The sequence below is a fragment of the Pseudomonas sp. NPDC088368 genome (genome assembly GCF_044753445.1).
Taxonomy (GTDB): Bacteria; Pseudomonadota; Gammaproteobacteria; order Pseudomonadales; family Pseudomonadaceae; genus Aquipseudomonas; species Aquipseudomonas bambusae.
Genome location: NZ_JBIVNG010000003.1, coordinates 272,457 through 291,309, shown reverse-complemented (window position 1 = coordinate 291,309; position 18,853 = coordinate 272,457). Strand labels below are relative to the sequence as shown.

Sequence of the window (18,853 nt, the reverse complement as noted above, 5' to 3'; positions counted from 1 at the left end):
CCCGGCGCGGTATCCCGCACTTCACGGAGAACAACAATGACAAAGCCCGCGCTCCAACAATCACCGGACGGGTTCTACCTGAACCGCACGCCCTGGTTCGCCTTTATCCTGCTGTGCTGCTGCTTCGCGCTCTGGGCCGCAGCGGCGAGCATGAACGACGTGCTGATCGCGCACTTCAAGAAGGCTTTTCTGCTCAGCGATTTCCAGACCGCCTTCGTGCAGTCGGCGTTTTACCTGGGCTACTTCTTCGTGGCGATTCCGGCGGCGATGGTCGTCCGGCATTTCAGCTACAAGACCACCATCCTGATCGGCCTGCTGCTGTACATGGTGGGCTGCTCGCTGTTCTTCCCGGCTGCCTCGATGGCCACGTACGGCATGTTCCTGCTGGCGCTGTTCGTCATCGCGGCGGGCCTGTCGTTCCTCGAAACCGCGTGTAACACCTACTCCACGTTGATGGGCCCTCGCGAAACCGGCACCCGTCGCCTGAACATCTCGCAGACCTTCCACCCGTTCGGCGCCATGGCCGGGGTGTACGTCGGCAGTTTCGTGATGTTCAAGGACACCGACGCCACCCGCGAACAACTGACCCAGATGAGCGCGTCCGACGCGGCGATTCAGCAGCTGCAAATGATCCAGTCCACGTTGCTGCCGTACAAATGGATGATCGCGGTGCTGATCCTGATGTTCGTGCTCATCGCTTTCACCAAATTCCCGGCGTGCAAGGGCAACGTCAAAGAGAACGTGAAGAAGAGCAGCATCGGCCAGAGCCTGTCCCGCCTGTGGCGCAACCCGCGCTTCACCTTCGGTGTGGTCGCGCAGTTTCTCTACGTCGGCGCGCAAGTGGGCGTGTGGAGCTTCACCATTCGCCTGGCCATGCAGATGGGCGGGATGAACGAGCGCAGCGCCTCGTGGTTCCTGCTGACCACCTTTGCGGCGTACTTTGTCGGCAAGATGATCGCCAACCTGCTGATGCGCAAACTGCACCCGGCCAAAGTCCTCGCGATTTACGGCGTGCTGACCATCGTCCTGCTGGCCTACACCATTCTGGTGCCGAACATCAGCGCCGTTTACGCGGCGGTGGGCGTGAGCATTTTCCTCGGCCCGTGCTGGCCGACCATTTACGGCCTGACCATTGACGGCCTGGGCGAAGACACCGGTGTCGGCGGTTCGCTGCTGGTGATGAGCATCGTCGGCGGCGGTGTGATGCCGATCTTCCAGGGCCTGCTGTCCGACGCGACCCACGGCAACATGCAGATCGCCTACAGCGTACCGCTGCTGTGCTTCGTGGTCATCGTCGCGTACGCCATCAAATGCCTGCGTGACCCGAGCAGCGAAACGGCGCCGGTCGGTGCGGTGACCGCCTCATGAACACGACTGTCGCGCTGTTTCCCGAGCTGTTTGCAGGGGATGAGAAGACCCTGCTGGAGTCCGCCGACTTCCGCGTGCTGGCCTGGACCTACCCCAGCGGCGTGAAGGCGCTCGCGCTGGAGAACAACCGTGGCCGCGTCGTGGTGCTGCCGTATCAGGGGCAGATGATCTGGTCGGCGGTGTTCGACGGCTGTGATCTGACCATGCGCAACATGTTCGACCAGCCACGCCCGAGCCCGACGGTGATCGGCACTTATGGCTGCTTCATGTTTCACAGCGGCATGTTGCGCAACGGCTGCCCGACACCACAGGACGACCATCCGCTGCACGGCGAAATGCCCTGCGCGCCGATGGACCGCGCCTGGCTGGAAGTGGGCACGGATGCGGCGGGCGCCTTTTTGCGCCTCAGCGGCGAGTACGAATACGTGATGGGCTTCGGCGATCACTACCGCGCCCGGCCCAGCGTGACCTTGCGTCCGGGCTCGGCGCTGTTCGACATCGGCATGGACGTGCAGAACCTCGCAGGCAAGGCGATGGAGCTGATGTACATGGCGCACATGAACTACGCGTATGTGGCTGGCGGGCAGTTCGTCGAGCCGCTGGGTGTCGAGCGCACGCGGGTGCGCAGCAGTGTGCCCGCCCATGTGAAGCCGACCCCGGCGTGGACTTCGTACATGGCCGAGCTGACCGACGATCCGTCGCGCTTGCAGACGTTGAACACGCCCGAGCTATACGACCCGGAAATCGTGTGTTTCTTCGACGGCGTACAGACGGACGCGAAGGGCGACGCGCATTTTCTGCTCAAGCACCCGGACGGTCCGGCGTTCTACACCCGCTACCCACCGGCGCAGTTCGACCGTGCCGCGCGCTGGGTTTTGCACAACGCCGACCAGCAGGTCGCCGCGTTCGTGCTGCCTGCGACCTGCGAGCCGGAGGGGTATCTGGCGGAAAAGGCCAAGGGCAATGTGCGGGAATTGGGGGCGGGGGAGAGGGCGTCGTTCAGTGTGACGACGGGGTATCTGGCGGCTGGGGAAGTGCGGCAGTTGGAAGGTGATCTGAAACGCTGAAGGCCTTTCGTCGTATGCCGCCCAGAATGAATTTGCGCCTTCAGGTTGGGACCGCATTTCACACGATAAAACGCGATCGACCTGTAGGAGCGAATTCATTCGCGATAGCGGCGGCCCAGGCAACGAGGATTCAGCACCCGATCACACCACCAGTTGCGCCCCATACCCCTGAATCAAGTCGCGGTACGGCTTGGGCAGTTTCTTGTCGCTGACCACCACCTGGAAATGCTCCAGCGTGGCGAAATGCGCGGTGCGCACGGCGTCGAATTTGGAGTGGTCGGCCAGCAGCATGCAGTGCCGGGCCTGACGCAAGACCTTCTGCTTCACTTCAACCTCATTGAAGTTGAAGCAGGTCACGCCGAACTCGTCGCTGACCCCGGCGGCCGAGACAAACGCCCACGTCAGGCGAATGCCGTCGAGGATGCTGGCTTCGCTGTGGTGTTCGAACACCTGGTTCTTGCGGTGGAAACTGCCGCCGCACAGGACGATGTGGCAGTTGGGTTTCTGTTGCAGTTTCAGCAGCACGTTGAGGGAGTTGCACACGGCGGTGAACTCCAGCTCCTCAGGGATGAAGTCGATGACGAAGGGAATCGTCGTCCCGCAATCGAAAAACACCGTGTCGCCGGGTTTGATGAAGGCAGCGGCCAGTTTGCCGATGCGGCGTTTTTCCTCGACGTGGCGCGTGCCTTGCTCGGTGACTTTGTAATCGCTGGCTTCCGATGGATCGAACGCCAGCGTGATGTGCCCGCCCAGCAGGTGGAATTTCTCCGGATGACGTCCCAGGTCGCGACGCAGGGTCATCTCCGAGACATCCAGCAGCGCGGCCATTTCACGCAGGTGAATGGCTTTCTGGTCCTGCAGGGCTTGCTGAATCAGTTTGATGCGGTCGGATTTCTTGTTGTCCACGGTCATCCCGGCTGTCGATTATCGTGATATAAAAGTAACACAGTCTGTTATATTTCAAACATTGTGACGAGCGAGTGAACACCCCCTTGCTTGTCGCTCGAAGCTTACCGCTTATCGCTAACCACTGCTTCTGAAGGAAGAGTCAATGAAGATCGAACCCGCCGCGCTCGCGCAGTACATCGACCACACCTTGCTGGCCGCCGATGCCTCGCGCGCGCAGATCGCCACCTTGTGCCGTGAAGCGCAGGAACATGGATTCTATTCGGTGTGCGTCAACTCTGGACAGGTGCCGTACGCGGCATCGTTGCTGACTGGGCAGCCGGTCAAGGTCTGCGCCGTGGTCGGCTTTCCGTTGGGCGCCGGCCTTACTGACACCAAGGCGTTCGAAGCGAAGCAGGCGATTGCTGCCGGTGCGGGCGAAATCGACATGGTGCTGAACGTCGGCGCGCTGAAGGACGGCTTGCTGGATGTCGTGCGGGATGACATCGCAGCGGTCAAACAGGCCTGTGGTAACGTGCCGCTGAAGGTGATTCTGGAAACCTGCCTGCTGGATGACGCGCAGAAGACCGCCGCGTGCGAGATCTGCCGAGAGCTGGACGTCGCGTTCGTCAAAACCTCCACTGGCTTCAGCCGCAGCGGGGCGACGCTGGAAGACGTGGCCCTGATGCGCAAGGTGGTCGGTGCGGGCGTGGGCGTCAAAGCCTCGGGCGGCGTGCGGGATTACGCAACGGCCGTGGCGATGATCGAAGCGGGCGCGACGCGTCTGGGCACCAGTTCCGGCATTGCGATTGTCAGCGGCGCGCCTGCGTCGGGTTCGGGGTATTGATACAGGCTGTTCATCCCGCTCTACCGTGCGCGGTGTTCGGGTGGTGTGCATCATCCGACCTGCGTGCACTTTTCGACCTGTAGGAGCCAGCAAGCCGGCTCCTACAAGGGGCGTGCGTATCGTCATGGGCTATCGGTGACCGGACACGCGCACCGCTGCTCCATTCGGCTGAAGGGCATGACCGACCTCGCCAATGAATGGCAAACTGCCGGAGGTCTCATTCGATTTCCGGAATCCATCGCTCATGCCGCAATTCTCCCTGGCGCATTTCAAGGCCCGCTGGTTTTTCTGGCTGTGCATGCTGTTGATCGTCGTCGGCCTGCCGGTCGGCTGCGCGGCGTTGCAGCACAAGGAGCGGGAGCTGGTGTTCATGATCGAACCCGGCACCGCCAGCTGGTACCACGGCATTCCCGCCGATATGCAGGAGCTGGAACTCAAGGCGCCGTCGTTCGGCGTGTCGCAGAACATTCACGCGTGGTGGTGGCTGGCCGAGAAGAAAGACGCGCCCGCGATCCTTTATCTACACGGCTCGCGCTGGAATCTCACCGGGCAATTTTTCCGCATCGAGCAACTGCACGCGCTGGGCTTTTCCGTGTTGGCCATCGACTATCGCGGCTTTGGCGAAAGCAAAGGGCAACTGCCGTCCGAAGCGTCGGTGTATGAAGACGCGCGCATCGCGTGGTCGCGTTTGAAACAGCTGCAACCCGACGCCCGCAAACGCTTGATCTACGGGCATTCCTTGGGTGGCGCGGTGGCCGTGGACCTGGCCTCGGAGCTGGGGCGCGATGCGCAGAAGGGCGACGAGCCGATTCAGGCGCGAGGGCTGATCATCGAGTCCACCTTCACCAACCTCGCGGACGTCGCGGCGTCTGTCGCCAGCACCCGCACGTCATTGCCGGTGCGCTGGCTGGTGTCGCAGAAATTCGATTCCATCGACAAGATTGCTGACATTCACATGCCGCTGCTGATCGTCCATGGCGCGGCGGATCAGTTCGTCTCGCCGCGTTTCAGTGAGCAGCTGTTCCAGGCCGCGCAAGAACCGAAGAACCTGTTGATGGTGCCGGGCGGCAATCACAACAACAGCATGAACCTCGGGCGTCAGGCTTATGGTCAGGCGATTCAGACGCTGCTCAACGAACAAGCGCCACCGGTGCATGCGTCCAACGACTCCGCAGCGCCAGCTAAACAGGCGGGGTGAGGGTGAAGGGGTGTATGCGGTTTAAACCTGTAGAAGGGAACCCATGCCACGCCTCAGCTTTCGCAGCGCCACGGGGCATCTGTGGGAGCGAATTCATTCGCGAATAGGTGTTTCAGGCGACGGAGATGTATCGTCAGCGCCGATGTCTCGCGAATGAATTCGCTCCCACAGGGATTCCGTAGCGCCGCGGAGTCCGAGGCGTGACGCGCATTCAAACTGTGGGAGCGAATTTATTCGCGAATAGGTGTTTCAGGCGACGGAGATGTATCGTCAGTGCCAATGTCTCGCGAATAAATTCGCTCCCACAGGGATTCCGTAGCGCCGCGGAGTCCGAGGCGTGACGCGCATTCAAACTGTGGGAGCGAATTCATTCGCGAATAGGTGTTTCAGGCGACGGAGATGTATCGTCAGTTCCGATGTCTCGCGAATAAATTCGCTCCCACAGATCGATCTCAAGCGTGGCTGAATCACTGCGCAGCCTGGTGGCTCACCGAAAAAGGTTTGTTGCGCACCACGACCTTGCCGGGATGGCTGTCCGGCACGACAAAACCCTTCAATGCTTCCAGCAGTTTTTCGGGGTCTTCGATGGGCAGTTCGGCCAATTGGTGCGGCGTCAGGTTCCACCACTGGCTCGCCAGCAACCCTTCGATGATGTGCGGCTCGAAACGATAACGCTGCACTTTGGCCGGGGAGCCGACGACAATGGCGTAGGGCGGCACGTCCTTGGTGATCAAGGATTGCGCGCCGATCACCGCGCCGGTGCCGATGGTGATGCCTTCCAGAATCAACACGTCCATGCCGATCCACACGTCGTGGCCGATCACGGTCTGCTTGACCGCCTCATGCTGCGCCAATCCTGCCTGCTGCTGACGCAACCCGCCCAGCGCGCTGTGGGTGCTGAGCCATTCCAGCGGGTGGGATTTGCGATTCTGGCCGATGGTCACGTCGCGGGCGATGGAGCAATAGCGGCCAATACTCGCGACGTTCTGCAACTCGGTACCGCTGACGATGTCGGTGTAGGCGCCGATGCTCAGGCGCTCCGCGTTGATTTTTACCTGATGCAGCTTCACGCCATGCTCCAGCGTCAGCTCCATGTCTCGCCGCAGCCCACGGATGCCACTGTCCAGACGGCATTTGTTCTGGGCCAGCCCCTGTTTGAGTTGACGATCGAGGAGTACGCGGCGCAGGAAATTCATGAAAGGCACGTCCGTTTGAAGGCAATGAGAGGGGCGCTTTTGCAGATCATTGGCGAGGCTGCGTTACCGATGCGCGTCTCTTTTTGAGAAAGACTGGTGTAGGAAAAGTCGGGAATAGTCGCATATCTCGCCCTTCATCGACAGTTAGGCTGCCTGCCATTCCCAAGCAACGCGCCAAGTGGTATCTGTGTTCGCCTGTGTCAGTTGTCGATCACGAGCCGCGCCATGGACAAGTATTCAAACGGAGAAGCCCACCTCGCGCATTCCGAGCGGGATTGGGTCGTGCGCGCCCAGCCATTGCCGAACCTGGAGCGCATCGAGGCATATTTCCACGGCCACGGTTTCGAGATGCACCGCCACGACACCTACGCCATCGGCCACACCCTGTCGGGGGTGCAGAGTTTTCAGTACGGCAAGGACAAGGTGAACAACCTGCCGGGCCAGACCATCGTCCTGCACCCTGACGAACCCCACGATGGCCACGCGGGCACCGAAGACGGCTTTCGCTACCGGATGTTTTACCTGGAACCGGCGATGATCCAGCAGGTGCTGGGCGGCAAGCCATTGCCCTTCATCAAGGGCGGCGTGTCCCGTGACCTTCGGTTGTTCAGGGCGAGCCAGGCATTGTTGAAAGACCTGCACAACCCGTTCGAACCGCTGGAACTGGACGACGCAGTGTTTGATTTGACCGTCGCGTTGCAAGACGCGGCAGGCGTGAGAAGAGGGCGGCAATCCACCGACTACGCCGCCGCCGAACGCGCCCGCGAACTGCTGATGGCCAGCCTTGAACAGGGCGTCAGCCTGGAGGCGCTGGAACAGGCCAGCGACACCGACCGCTGGCGCCTGTCCCGGGATTTTCGCGCACTCTTCGGCACCAGCCCCCACCGCTATTTGACCCTGCGACGCCTCGACCTCGTGCGCCATTCGATTTCGTGCGGCGTGGCATTGACCGATGCATCGGTGATGGCGGGGTTTGCCGACCAGAGCCACATGACCCGACATTTCGTGAAGACGTTCGGGTATCCGCCGGGGAAGTGGCTGAAGATGTTGGGACGAGTGCCTTCCTGAGCCTGTTTTCAGATAAGGACTTCAGGTTCCGGTGGATAACGATGAGCAGGTAGAGACTCTTTAGATTATTTTGCAGTTGTAATTAGTGTTATTAGAAATATAAAAAAGTTAAGGTTTTGTATTGGCTGATTTTTTAGCGGGGCTGGTTCTCATGGGCCGTCGAACAAAGAGTCATACCTTCTATGGGGTCGCCTATAGTTACATCCATTCCAACAGGCAATCGACTATCCGACTTGGCCTTTTAAAAGGACTTTATTATGAGCGACGGAGTGGAAGCACCACTTCTTTTGAGCGGGATCAGTTCAACTGAGCAGATTGTAGAAATCTACGATGGCAATGCATTTATTGGTAACGCTCCGGTGGTCGCAGGGCGTTGGCAATTTCCGGTCCCCAGATTATCGATTGGGCAGCACAGTTTCACTGCCAAGATCGGGACGATTACCTCAAATAGCTGGCGTATAACGGTGGTAGAACCACCGTTTGTAGACTTTACGGATTTTGAGAATGGCAGTTGGAACGGCTGGGTAGCCGGGCCAGCGGGGCGCGACTTGAGACTCGAGACTGGAGCTGAGGGCAAATATCTTTTCAATCCCACTCAGGGTGATGGCCAGTCAGGTGTTGTTCTTAGAAAATCACTGTCGGGGCTCAAACCGGGTGCTTCTTATCGCTTTGAAATAAGGTGTAGGCAAATCGTCAATCCTATAACGCAAACGGCAAGGCTGGCGCTGGAGGTCGCTGGCGTACAAATAGCAGGTGTATACGAGCCTTTGGCGACCTGGCAGGCGTTAGGCGGAACAGTCGTGGCAAACAGTAGTGTCCTGGAATTTGCTATTAAAAGTCATCAGCAATCCGGATACGGTAATGATTATTACATCGACAATATCCAGATTGCCGCGCTATAACAAATACCCGTTTACGTGAGAACTGACGTCACGAACGTCATGACTCCTCTCTCTGAGCGAGCTATTTGTTGGTTTTGGTTGCCTCGTGGGCGGAGGGCATCAACACCGCAATCAACGCCCTGACCACCCCTGGCAGGGCGTCCAGTTCCCTCACCAGAATGCTGCGCTCACGCACGGCCCACGGCTCGTCGAGTTGAACAGTGACCAGCTTCATCGTCCGGCTATGTCGCAACGCGGCGGACTCGGGAATGACGCCGATCCCGACCCCCGCTTCAACCATCCGGCAGATCGCTTCAAAGCTCGACACCTGAATCCGCAGTGACAGGTTCAACCCCAATCGCTCCACGTGATCACGCAGAAAACTCAACAACGTGCTGCCTTCGTGTAGGCCTATGTGCTGAAACGCCAGGGTTTGCTTCAACGTGACTGTTTTCTGCGTCGCCAGTTCGTGACCTTCCGGAACGGTCAGGACGAGGCGGTCGGTGCTGAAGTGGATCACCTGCAATCCGGCTGCTTCCACAGGCCCGGCAATGATGCCCATGTCCGAGCTGCCGTCCAGCACGCCGCGCACGATGTCCCGCGACAAACGCTCTTGCAGGTCCACCGTCACGCCGGGACGCTGGGCGAGAAAGCCTGCCAGCACTTCGGGGAGGAATTCGGTCACCGCCGTGGTGTTGGCGAAGATGCGGATGTGCCCGGCGGAATCGGTGCCGTAGGTGGTGAATTCGCTTTTCAGGTAATCGACCTGGCTCATGATCAGCCGCGCGTGCTTGAGCAGGCGCTGACCGGCGGGGGTCAGTTCGACGCCGCGGCTGTCGCGGTACAGCAGGCGCGTGTCGAGCTGGCTTTCCAGTGCCTTGATCCGGGCGCTGGCAGCGGCTGGGGAGAGGAAGGCGCGGCGGGCGCCTTGGGTGAGGCTTGGGGATTCGCCAATGTGGATGAAGAGGCGCAGGTCAGCCAGGTCGAAGTGCATGGGGATGTCCGGACAGGTGAAGGCGTTCAGCATATATGAACGCCGGTATACGCAAATGCAAATTCACAGAATGCCGATAGGCTCTCATGATCCGCTCATAACAACAATTTGCAGAGGGTTCTTTCACATGAGTGCTTCAGAGTCGCCGGTGGATTTCAGCGCCTGGATCGGTCGGACCGAAGAGGCTCGGGATCACCTGAGCCACAACCTGATCAAGCGCATCGCCGCCACGTTCGGTGAGCCGGTGCCTGCCGATGGCGACGCGTTGCCACCGCTGTGGCAATGGTGTTTCTTTCAGGACCCGGTGTTCGAAACGCAACTCGGCGCAGACGGCCATCCCGCTCGCGGCGGGTTTCTGCCTCCCGCTGACAATCGCAACCGCATGTGGGCCGGTGGCCGGGTCGAGTTCATCCGGCCGCTGACCGTCGGCGCCGATGCCCATCGTCTGTCGACCATCCTGCACATCGAAGAAAAGCATGGCCGCACCGGCTCGCTGCTGTTCGTCACCCTGCGTCATGACTATTCGCAAAACGGCGAACTGTGCGTGCGCGAAGAGCAAGACATCGTTTACCGCGAGCCCAATCCGCCGAAGCTCAACAGCGGTGAAGCGCCGGAGCAGGGCCACTGGAGCGAGACCATCGAGCCGACGCCGACCCTCTTGTTCCGCTATTCCGCCGTGACCTTCAACGGCCACCGCATCCATTACGACTACCCGTACGTCACCGAAACCGAGGGCTATCCGGGGCTGGTGGTGCACGGTCCGATGATCGCCACCTTCAACCTGCGCGCGTTCATTCGTGCCAACCCCGAGGCGCGCGTGCGCCATTTCGCCTATCGCGGTGTGCGCCCGCTGAACGTGCCGACGCCGTTCCGCGTGGGTGGCCGCATCAGCGAGCCGGGCAAGGCGCAGCTGTGGGCCGGTAATGAAGCAGGCGTGGCCCAGAGCGCCGAAGTGGTTTTTGACTGAGCCGCCTTCGATTGAATCTCTTCCTTTATAGAGCGGGCCGTCGCGCCGCCGCCAGATGTGAGCACAGACCATGAGTCCATACGATAACGAAGACCTTAATGCCATCCGCGAAGGCGTGCGCGCCCTGTGCGCCGAGTTCCCGGCCGAGTACTGGCGCAAGATCGACGAAGAGAAGGGTTTCCCGGAAGCCTTCGTCAAGGCGCTGACCGACGCGGGCTGGCTGTCGGCGATGATCCCGACTGAATACGGCGGTTCGGGCTTGGGTCTGGCGGAAGCCTCGGTGATTCTCGAAGAAGTGAACGCCTGCGGCGGCAACTCCGGCACCGTGCATGGCCAGATGTACAACATGTTCACCCTGTTGCGTCACGGCAGTGAAGCGCAGAAAAGCTACTACCTGCCAAAACTCGCCAGCGGCGAACTGCGCCTGCAATCGATGGGCGTGACCGAGCCGACCACCGGCACCGACACCACCAAGATCAAGACCACTGCCGTGAAGCAGGGCGACAAATACGTGATCAATGGCCAGAAGGTCTGGATCTCGCGCATTCAGCATTCCGACCTGATGATCCTGCTGGCCCGCACCACACCGTTGGCCGAGGTGAAGAAAAAATCCGAAGGCATGTCGATCTTCCTCGTTGACCTGCGCGAAGCCATCGGCAACGGCCTGACCGTTCAGCCGATTGCCAACATGGTCAATCACGAAACCAACGAGCTGTTCTTCGACAACCTCGAACTGCCCGCTGACAGCCTGATCGGCGAAGAGGGCAAGGGCTTCAAATACATCCTCGACGGCCTGAATGCCGAGCGCACGCTGATTGCCGCCGAATGCATTGGCGACGGTCGCTGGTTCACCGAAAAGTCCGCCGCCTACGCCCGCGACCGCGTGGTGTTTGGCCGCCCGATCGGACAGAACCAGGGCGTGCAATTCCCGATTGCCGAAGCCCACATCGAAATCGAAGCCGCCGACCTGATGCGCTGGCGCGCCTGCGAAGAATACGACAGCGGCAAGAACGCGGGCGCCGCGGCGAACATGGCCAAGTACCTCGCGGCCAAGGCGTCGTGGGAAGCGGCCAACGCCTGCCTGCAAACCCACGGCGGCTTCGGTTTCGCCAACGAATACGACGTCGAACGCAAATTCCGCGAGACCCGTCTGTACCAGGTCGCGCCGATCTCCACCAACCTGATTCTTTCCTACGTTGCCGAGCATTTGCTCGAACTGCCACGCAGCTTCTGAGGACATCGAGATGAGTCATACCCAGGCAAGCCACACTCAGGTATTAGCGGGCTTCCTCGCCGAGCTGAAATACGAGCAGATCCCTGGCCACGTGCTGGATCGCACCGAAGACCTGTTCCTCGACTGGATCGGTTCGGCGCTGGCCAGCAAAGGCGCCCGTCCGATTCCCGTTTTCGAGCGTTACGCCGAACGGGTCGGCCCGGCGAGCGGCAAGGCGAAAATTCTGGTGAACGGTCGCGGTACGTCGGCGTATTTTGCGGCGCTGGTCAATGGCGCGGCCTCGCACCTGGTCGAGCAGGATGACCTGCACAACAGCTCGGTATTGCACCCGGCGACCGTGGTGTTTTCCGCCGTGTTGGCGGTGGCGCAGGACCTGGACAAATCCGGCCAGGACCTGCTGCTGGCGTCGGTGGCCGGTTACGAGGCCGGGATTCGCATCGGCGAATTCATGGGTCGTTCGCACTACCGCATCTTCCACACCACGGCCACTGTCGGCACCCTCGCCGCCGCCGTGGCGGTGGGCAAGCTGCTGAACTTCAATCAGGAGCAGTTCATCAATCTGCTCGGCACCGCAGGCACGCAAGCGGCGGGCCTGTGGGAATTCCTGCGTGACGCGGCGGATTCGAAACAGCTGCACACCGCCAAGGCAGCGGCTGACGGCGTGCTGTCGGCGTACCTGACCCAAGACGGCCTGACCGGCGCACGCAATATTCTGGAAGGCGATCAGGGCCTGGCGGCGGGGATGTCCACGGACAGCGATCCGTCGAAGTTGTCGGATCGTCTGGGCTCCCGTTGGGCGCTGGTCGAGACTTCGTTCAAATTCCACGCCTCGTGCCGCCACACCCATCCTGCCGCCGATGCGCTGTTGCACCTGATGCAGCGCGAAGGCCTGCGCCATGACCAGATCGCCAAGGTCGTGACCCGCGTTCACCAAGGCGCGATTGACGTGCTGGGCCGGGTCGATGTGCCGCAGACCGTGCATCAGGCGAAGTTTTCCATGGGCGCGGTGTTGGGTCTGATTGCCGTGCATGGCAGCGCGCAGTTGATCGAATTCCGCGATCTGGCGCTGGTGGATGCCGACGTCGCGGCCTTCCGCGAGAAGGTGACGATGGAGCTGGACCCTGAAGTCGACGGCGCTTACCCGGCACGCTGGCTGGGGCGCGTGATCGTCACCACCACCGACGGCCGCAACCTGACTGCCGCCATCGACGACCCGAAGGGCGACCCGGGCAACACCCTGTCGCGGCCGGAGCTGGAAGACAAGGTGCAGCGTTTGCTGGCGTTCTCCGGCGCCCGCTCGGTGGAGCAGGGCAAGGCGTTGATCGAACGGGTCTGGCAGCTGCGCGATGCGCAGTCGTTGAGCGACCTGATTTAAGGCATGCGCCGAACTTGTAGGAGTGAGCTTGCTCGCGATAGCGGTGTGTCAGTTTGAGTATTCGGCACAGGTAGATCGCAATCGCGAGCAAGCTCACTCCTACAGGGATGCGTGAGAGGTGGAAAAACATGACTCAAAACAACCCCCGTCCTCTGGACGGCATCACCGTCGTCAGCCTGGAACACGCCATCGCGGCGCCGTTCTGCACGCGCCAACTGGCGGACCTCGGTGCCCGCGTGATCAAGGTCGAGCGCCCTGGCGTCGGCGATTTCGCCCGTGGCTATGACCAGCGTGTCGACGGCCTGGCCTCGCACTTCGTCTGGACCAACCGCTCCAAGGAAAGCCTGACCCTGGACCTGAAACAGGGCGAGGCGGGCGACATTCTGGAATCGCTGCTGGGCCAGGCCGACGTGCTGGTGCAGAACCTCGCACCCGGCGCTGCTGCACGCATGGGCCTGTCGTTCGAGGCCCTGCACGAACGCTTCCCGCGCCTGATCGTTTGCGACATTTCCGGCTACGGCGAAGGCGGCCCTTATGAGAAGAAGAAGGCCTACGACCTGCTGATCCAGAGCGAAGGTGGCTTTCTGTCGGTGACCGGCGGCCCCGGTGAAAACGACATGGCCAAGGCCGGTTGCTCCATCGCCGACATCGCCGCTGGTATGTACGCCTACACCGGCATCCTCTCGGCACTGATGCTGCGGGACAAGACCGGCGAAGGCAGCCGCATCGACGTCAGCATGCTGGAAAGCCTGGTGGAGTGGATGGGCTACCCGATGTACTACGCCTACAACGGCGCGCCGCAACCGCCTCGGGCCGGAGCATCGCACTCGACGATCTACCCCTATGGCCCGTTCCCGACCGGGGGCGGTGGCACGATCATGCTCGGGCTGCAAAACGAGCGGGAGTGGGCGCTGTTTTGCGAGAAGGTGCTGCTGGACAAGGCGCTGGCGACCGACGAGCGTTTCTCGGCCAACTTCAAGCGTTCGGAAAACCGCGAGGTGCTGCGGCAGATCATCGTCGAAGGCTTTGCCTCGCTGAGTGTGGATGAAGTGGTCGCGCGGCTTGAAGACGCGCAGATCGCCAACGCCCGAGTCAACGACATGCAAGGCGTGTGGGATCACCCGCAACTCAAGGCCCGCGACAGCTGGCGCGAAGTGGACAGCCCGTCCGGCCCGTTGCCCTCGTTGCTGCCACCGGGTCGCAACGCCGCCTTCACCCCGCGCATGGACGGCGTGCCGGGGCTGGGGCAGCACACGGCGAGCATTCTGGGCGAACTGGGTTTCAGCGCCGACGATCAGGCGCGGATGACGAAGGCCGGGGTGGTTTAGGTCGCCGTCTGGCCGCGATTTTATGGCGGACCCGGTTTCACTGTGGGAGCGAATTCATTCGCGATTGGCCGGTACATCTGACGCATTTCCATCGGTCTCAACGACGTCTCGCGAATGAATTCGCTCCCACAGAACACATTTCACAAGGATATAGACCATGCCCCCATCCATCATCCGCTCCGCGCTGTTTGTGCCCGGCAGCCGACCCGAGCGATTCGCCAAAGCACTGGCCGCCGGGGCCGATGCGGTGATCGTCGATTTCGAAGACGCCGTGGAAGAGCCGCTCAAGCGTGAGGCCCGGGACAACCTCGGCGCGTTTTTGCGCGACCACCCTGAAGCGGCGGTCTGGGTGCGGGTCAATGCGCCGGATCATGCCGAACACGCGGCGGACCTGGCGTTCTGCAAACAGCACTCAGGCGTTGCCGGGGTGCTATTGCCCAAAGTGGAAAGCGCCGCCCATGTGGCCGCCGTTCACGCCACGGGCAAATCGGTGTTACCCATCATCGAAAGCGCCAAGGGGCTGTTGGCCCTCGCGGAAATCGCCCGTGCGCCGGGAGTCGAGCGTCTGTCGTTCGGTGGCCTGGACCTGGCGCTGGACCTGAACCTCAACACCGGCACCCAGGCCGCCCAGCTGTTTCTCGATCAGGCGCGCATGTCGGTGCAATTGCATTCCCGAGGTGCTGATCTGCTGCCTCCGCTGGACGGCGTTCACCCGGCCATCGGCGACCCCGACGGTCTGCACCGTGTGATTCGTCACGCCTATGACATGGGCTATGGCGGCGCCCTGTGCATTCACCCCAAACAAGTGCCAGTGATCCACGCCGCCCTCGCGCCCAGTGCCGATGACCTGGCCTGGGCCGGGCGCGTGGTGGAAGCCAGCACAGCGGCGGGTGGGGCAGGGGCGTTTCAGCTGGACGGGCAGATGGTCGATGCGCCGGTGCTGCAACGGGCACAGCGGTTGTTGGCGTTGGCCGCTGGCTGACACGCAACCCCTCTGTAGGAGCCAATTCATTCGCGAGGCTGCATTCCAGGCGACAACCGTTCATCGACTGTAACGACGTCTCGCGAATGAATTCGCTCCTACAGAGGCCACCTGCGCCTTTGGACCGCGCACTCCAGTCTCCTGTTTGATCAGCATCCATTGTGGCGATGCGCTCAATAGTGGCACTTCTTCATTAGCCTGCTAACTTTCCTGCTACAAGGCGTCTGGCTCGCCCGTGGGGAATGATTCATGGAAACGTGGCGGCGTTCAGCTCCACCGAACGCTGGCTTACATAAAAGCTGATTCTCGAAACACGCAGGGTTGGGCACTGTTAGATGGCACAACGCTCATGATCCACCGACTGCTCCAAAAACTATAAAGCTCCTACAAAAATAAAAAGGTGATATCGATGTTGAAGCTGACCAAGGCGCTGTTCTGCGCCGCTGCAGTGTCCGTGGCCGGTATGGCCCACGCTGACCCCGTCGTCATCAAGTTCGCTCACGTGGTGGCGGAAAACACCCCGAAAGGCCAGGGCGCCTTGATGTTTCAGAAAATGGTAGCGGCCGATCCCGCCTTGAAAGACAAGGTCAAGGTCGAGGTCTACCCGAACTCCTCGCTGTTCGGCGACGGCAAGGAAATGGAAGCGCTGTTGCTCGGTGACGTGCAGATGCTGGCGCCGTCCCTGGCCAAGTTCGAGCAATACACCAAGAAAACCCAAATCTACGACCTGCCGTTCCTGTTCAACGACCTGGCCGCCGTCGACCGTTTCCAGCAAGGCCCGCAGGGCAAGGCGCTGCTGACCTCCATGGACGACAAAGGCATTCACGGCCTGGCCTATTGGCACAACGGCCTGAAGCAGCTGTCGGCGAACAAGAAGATGGTTGAGCCGAAAGACGCCCGTGGCCTGAAATTCCGCGTCCAGGCGTCGAGCGTGCTGGAAGCGCAGTTCGTCGCGCTTAAAGCAAACCCGCGCAAGATGAGCTTCGCCGAGGTCTATCAGGGCTTGCAGACCGGCACCGTCAACGGCACCGAGAACACCTGGTCGAACTATGAAAGCCAGAAGGTCAACGAGGTGCAGCCGTTCTTCACCGAGTCCAACCACGGCCTGATCGACTACATGGTCATCACCAACTCGAAATTCTGGAACGGTCTGCAGCCTGACGTCCGCGACGAACTGCAGAAGATCATGGACCAGGTCACCGTCGAGGTGAATAAACAGGCTGAAGCCCTGAACCAGACCGCCAAGCAGAAGATCATCGACTCCAAGACCAGCGAGATCGTGACCCTCACCCCCGAGCAACGGGCCAAATGGCGCGAAGTCATGAAGCCGGTCTGGGACAAGTTCGCCGAAGAAATCGGGCCTGACCTGATCAAGGCCGCTGACGACTCCAACAAGGCGCCTTGATCACCCGCATGACGGTTTGATCGATACAGGCCCCGGGCCTGCGTGGCCACCCGCTTCTTCTGGGAGAGGGGGGTGGCCGCTCTCTCTATGTGCGGAGATTTCTTATGCAATCGCTGACGCGACTCTGGGAGCATCTGGAGGAGGGCATGATCGCCTTTCTGCTGGCTGCCATGACGCTCGTGACGTTCGTCTACGTGGCGCTCAACAACATCTACACCTTGTTTTACACGCTGAGTGACAAATGGACCGTCACCAGCGATTTCTTCTCTTTCCTCGGCGACCACACCATGGGGTACGCCCAGGAAATGACCTGGAGCGTGGCGCTGACGAAAGCCCTGTTCGGCTGGCTGATCTTTTTCGGCGTGTCCTACGGCGTGCGTACGGCGGGTCACCTGGGCGTTGACGCGCTGGTGAAAAAAACCAGCAAACCGGTGCAGCGCCTTCTTGCGATGCTCGCGTGCGCCTGCTGCCTGGCCTATGCCGGCCTGTTCCTCATCGCCAGCTACAAATGGGTGTCGGCGCTGTTCGTGGCGGGCATCGGGGCCGAAGACCTCGACCGCTACGGCGTCAAGGTCGCCTACATCACGGTCATCGTGCCCATCGGTTTCGCGCTGGTGATCGCCCGGTATCTGGAAATCCTCTACCGCATCTGGACCCATCGTCAGACCGGCCTGGGCCTGGCCGATGAAGCGGCAGAAGCCAGCAAACTGGCCAACCCCAATGAGGAGCAACACTGATGACGGTTATCTGTTTGTTCCTGTTGCTGTTCGTGTTCATGTTCCTGGGCGTGCCGATCGCGATCTCCCTGGGACTCGCCGGTGCGACCTCGATCCTGCTGTTCAGCCCGGACTCGTTGAGCTCGTTGGCGATCAAGCTGTTCGAGACGTCCGACAGCTACACCTTTCTTGCGATTCCGTTCTTCCTGCTGTCCGGCGCGTTCATGACCACCGGCGGTGTGGCGCAACGTCTGATCGACTTCGCCAACGCCTGCGTCGGCCACATTCGCGGCGGTCTGGCGATTGCGGCGGTGCTGGCGTGCATGCTGTTCGCGGCGCTGTCGGGCTCTTCGCCCGCGACGGTGGCGGCGGTGGGGTCGATTGCCGTGGCGGGGATGGTGCGCTCGGGCTATCCGAAGGAGTTTGGCGCCGGGATCATCTGTAACGCCGGTACGCTGGGGATTCTGATTCCGCCGTCCATCGTGATGGTGGTGTACTCGGCCGCGACCGAAACCTCGGTGGGCAAACTGTTCATCGCCGGTGTCGTGCCGGGGATTCTGCTGGGCGTGATCCTGATGGTGGTGATTTACATCGTCGCCCGGGTCAAGAAACTGCCTGCGCAACCGCGCGTGTCGTTCCGTCAGTGGCTGGCCACGGCACGGCGGGCGTTCTGGGGGCTGTTGTTGCTGGTGATCATCCTCGGCGGGATCTACAGCGGCATGTTCACCCCGACCGAAGCAGCGGCCGTGGCGGCGGTGTACTCAGCCTTCATCGCGCTGTTCGTCTACAAGGACATGCGCGTAAGTGACTGCCCGAAAGTGCTGCTGGAGTCGGGTCGGTTGTCGATCATGCTGATGTTCATCATCGCCAACGCGATGCTGTTCGCCCACGTGCTGACCACCGAGCAGATCCCGCAGCAAATCACCAACTGGGTGATCTCTGAGGGGCTGACGCCGATTGGTTTCCTGATCATGGTCAACGTGGTGTTGCTGGTGGCCGGGAGCTTCATGGAGCCTTCGGCGATCGTGCTGATCCTGGCGCCGATCTTCTTCCCGATCGCCACGAAGCTTGGGATCGATCCGATTCACCTCGGCATTGTGATGGTGGTGAACATGGAGATCGGTCTGGTGCATCCACCGGTGGGTCTGAACCTGTTCGTGACCTCGGCGGTGACGGGCCTGACCCTGGGACAAACGATCCGCGCAGCCTTGCCGTGGTTGTCTATCCTGTTGTTGTTCCTGATTCTGGTGACGTACGTGCCGTTCATCTCGCTGGCGTTGCCGAACTGGCTGGGGATGCCGTAACGACATGCTGAACCTGTAACCGAACTGTGAGCGCAGTG

Annotated in this window: 17 protein-coding genes; 14 read left to right on the top strand and 3 right to left on the bottom strand. The window is 61.0% G+C overall.

Annotated features, from left to right (window positions below; genetic code table 11):
• Nucleotides 1-36: 36 nt before the first annotated feature.
• Both fucP and ACIQAL_RS07640 read left to right on the top strand, forming a co-directional pair.
• Nucleotides 37-1,368, top strand: coding sequence for an L-fucose:H+ symporter permease (fucP, locus tag ACIQAL_RS07645; RefSeq protein ID WP_166595074.1), 1,332 nt, complete (start codon nt 37-39; stop codon nt 1,366-1,368).
• Nucleotides 1,365-2,435 (top strand): aldose 1-epimerase family protein, encoded by a 1,071-nt coding sequence (locus ACIQAL_RS07640; protein WP_401144156.1) that lies wholly within the window; start codon nt 1,365-1,367, stop codon nt 2,433-2,435. Before fucP ends, ACIQAL_RS07640 begins: the two co-directional genes overlap by 4 nt.
• A 141-nt stretch (nt 2,436-2,576) precedes the next feature.
• Here ACIQAL_RS07640 and deoR read toward each other — a convergent pair whose 3' ends face one another.
• A complete protein-coding gene (gene deoR, locus ACIQAL_RS07635) occupies nt 2,577-3,347 on the bottom strand; it encodes a DNA-binding transcriptional repressor DeoR (protein WP_341963834.1) in 771 nt (256 codons plus the stop codon).
• 139 nt (nt 3,348-3,486) lie between these two features.
• Between deoR and deoC the strand changes: the two genes are divergently transcribed.
• Together deoC and ACIQAL_RS07625 are read left to right on the top strand one after the other, a co-directional pair.
• The gene (deoC, locus tag ACIQAL_RS07630) at nt 3,487-4,167 is read left to right on the top strand and encodes a deoxyribose-phosphate aldolase (RefSeq protein ID WP_401144154.1); all 681 of its coding nucleotides are present in this window, start codon (nt 3,487-3,489) and stop codon (nt 4,165-4,167) included.
• A 244-nt stretch (nt 4,168-4,411) separates the two neighbouring features.
• Entirely contained in the window at nt 4,412-5,365 is a 954-nt protein-coding gene (locus ACIQAL_RS07625; protein WP_401144152.1) for an alpha/beta hydrolase, read from the top strand.
• A gap of 467 nt (nt 5,366-5,832) precedes the next feature.
• On the opposite strand, the gene ACIQAL_RS07620 is transcribed toward ACIQAL_RS07625, so the two are convergent.
• Nucleotides 5,833-6,561, bottom strand: coding sequence for a CatB-related O-acetyltransferase (locus tag ACIQAL_RS07620; protein WP_401144150.1), 729 nt, complete (start codon nt 6,559-6,561; stop codon nt 5,833-5,835).
• A gap of 225 nt (nt 6,562-6,786) precedes the next feature.
• On the opposite strand from ACIQAL_RS07620, the gene ACIQAL_RS07615 reads away from it, so the two are divergent.
• Nucleotides 6,787-7,629, top strand: a complete 843-nt coding sequence (locus ACIQAL_RS07615; protein WP_401144148.1) for an AraC family transcriptional regulator — start codon at nt 6,787-6,789, stop codon at nt 7,627-7,629.
• 257 nt (nt 7,630-7,886) lie between these two features.
• The gene (locus ACIQAL_RS07610; protein ID WP_401144146.1) at nt 7,887-8,531 is read left to right on the top strand and encodes a hypothetical protein; all 645 of its coding nucleotides are present in this window, start codon (nt 7,887-7,889) and stop codon (nt 8,529-8,531) included.
• A gap of 61 nt (nt 8,532-8,592) precedes the next feature.
• Here the strand turns inward: ACIQAL_RS07610 and ACIQAL_RS07605 are convergent, their stop codons facing one another.
• Nucleotides 8,593-9,504: a LysR family transcriptional regulator gene (locus tag ACIQAL_RS07605; protein WP_401144542.1), complete on the bottom strand. Its 912-nt coding sequence runs from the start codon at nt 9,502-9,504 to the stop codon at nt 8,593-8,595.
• Nucleotides 9,505-9,631: 127 nt separating this feature from the next.
• Here ACIQAL_RS07605 and ACIQAL_RS07600 point away from each other — a divergent pair, with 127 nt between their 5' ends.
• The 8 genes from ACIQAL_RS07600 to dctM all read left to right on the top strand — a co-directional run bounded on the left by ACIQAL_RS07600 (nt 9,632) and on the right by dctM (nt 18,815).
• Entirely contained in the window at nt 9,632-10,471 is an 840-nt protein-coding gene (locus ACIQAL_RS07600; RefSeq protein ID WP_401144145.1) for a MaoC family dehydratase N-terminal domain-containing protein, read from the top strand.
• Nucleotides 10,472-10,541: 70 nt separating this feature from the next.
• Complete coding sequence (locus ACIQAL_RS07595; protein WP_401144143.1) at nt 10,542-11,705, top strand: acyl-CoA dehydrogenase family protein; 1,164 nt, start codon at nt 10,542-10,544, stop codon at nt 11,703-11,705.
• Between the two features lie 10 nt (nt 11,706-11,715).
• Nucleotides 11,716-13,080 carry an MmgE/PrpD family protein gene (locus ACIQAL_RS07590; protein WP_401144141.1) on the top strand — a complete coding sequence of 455 codons (1,365 nt, stop codon included), beginning with the start codon at nt 11,716-11,718 and terminating at the stop codon, nt 13,078-13,080.
• Between the two features lie 128 nt (nt 13,081-13,208).
• On the top strand, nt 13,209-14,408 hold the full coding sequence (locus ACIQAL_RS07585; protein WP_401144139.1) for a CaiB/BaiF CoA transferase family protein: 1,200 nt from the start codon (nt 13,209-13,211) through the stop codon (nt 14,406-14,408).
• A 157-nt stretch (nt 14,409-14,565) separates the two neighbouring features.
• The gene (locus tag ACIQAL_RS07580; RefSeq protein ID WP_401144137.1) at nt 14,566-15,390 is read left to right on the top strand and encodes an HpcH/HpaI aldolase/citrate lyase family protein; all 825 of its coding nucleotides are present in this window, start codon (nt 14,566-14,568) and stop codon (nt 15,388-15,390) included.
• Between the two features lie 409 nt (nt 15,391-15,799).
• Nucleotides 15,800-16,795, top strand: a complete 996-nt coding sequence (locus ACIQAL_RS07575; protein WP_166595087.1) for a TRAP transporter substrate-binding protein — start codon at nt 15,800-15,802, stop codon at nt 16,793-16,795.
• 104 nt (nt 16,796-16,899) lie between these two features.
• A complete protein-coding gene (locus tag ACIQAL_RS07570) occupies nt 16,900-17,532 on the top strand; it encodes a TRAP transporter small permease (RefSeq protein ID WP_166595088.1) in 633 nt (210 codons plus the stop codon).
• Nucleotides 17,532-18,815, top strand: a complete 1,284-nt coding sequence (gene dctM / locus ACIQAL_RS07565) for a C4-dicarboxylate TRAP transporter large permease protein DctM (RefSeq protein WP_401144134.1) — start codon at nt 17,532-17,534, stop codon at nt 18,813-18,815. Before ACIQAL_RS07570 ends, dctM begins: the two co-directional genes overlap by 1 nt.
• Nucleotides 18,816-18,853: the final 38 nt, after the last annotated feature.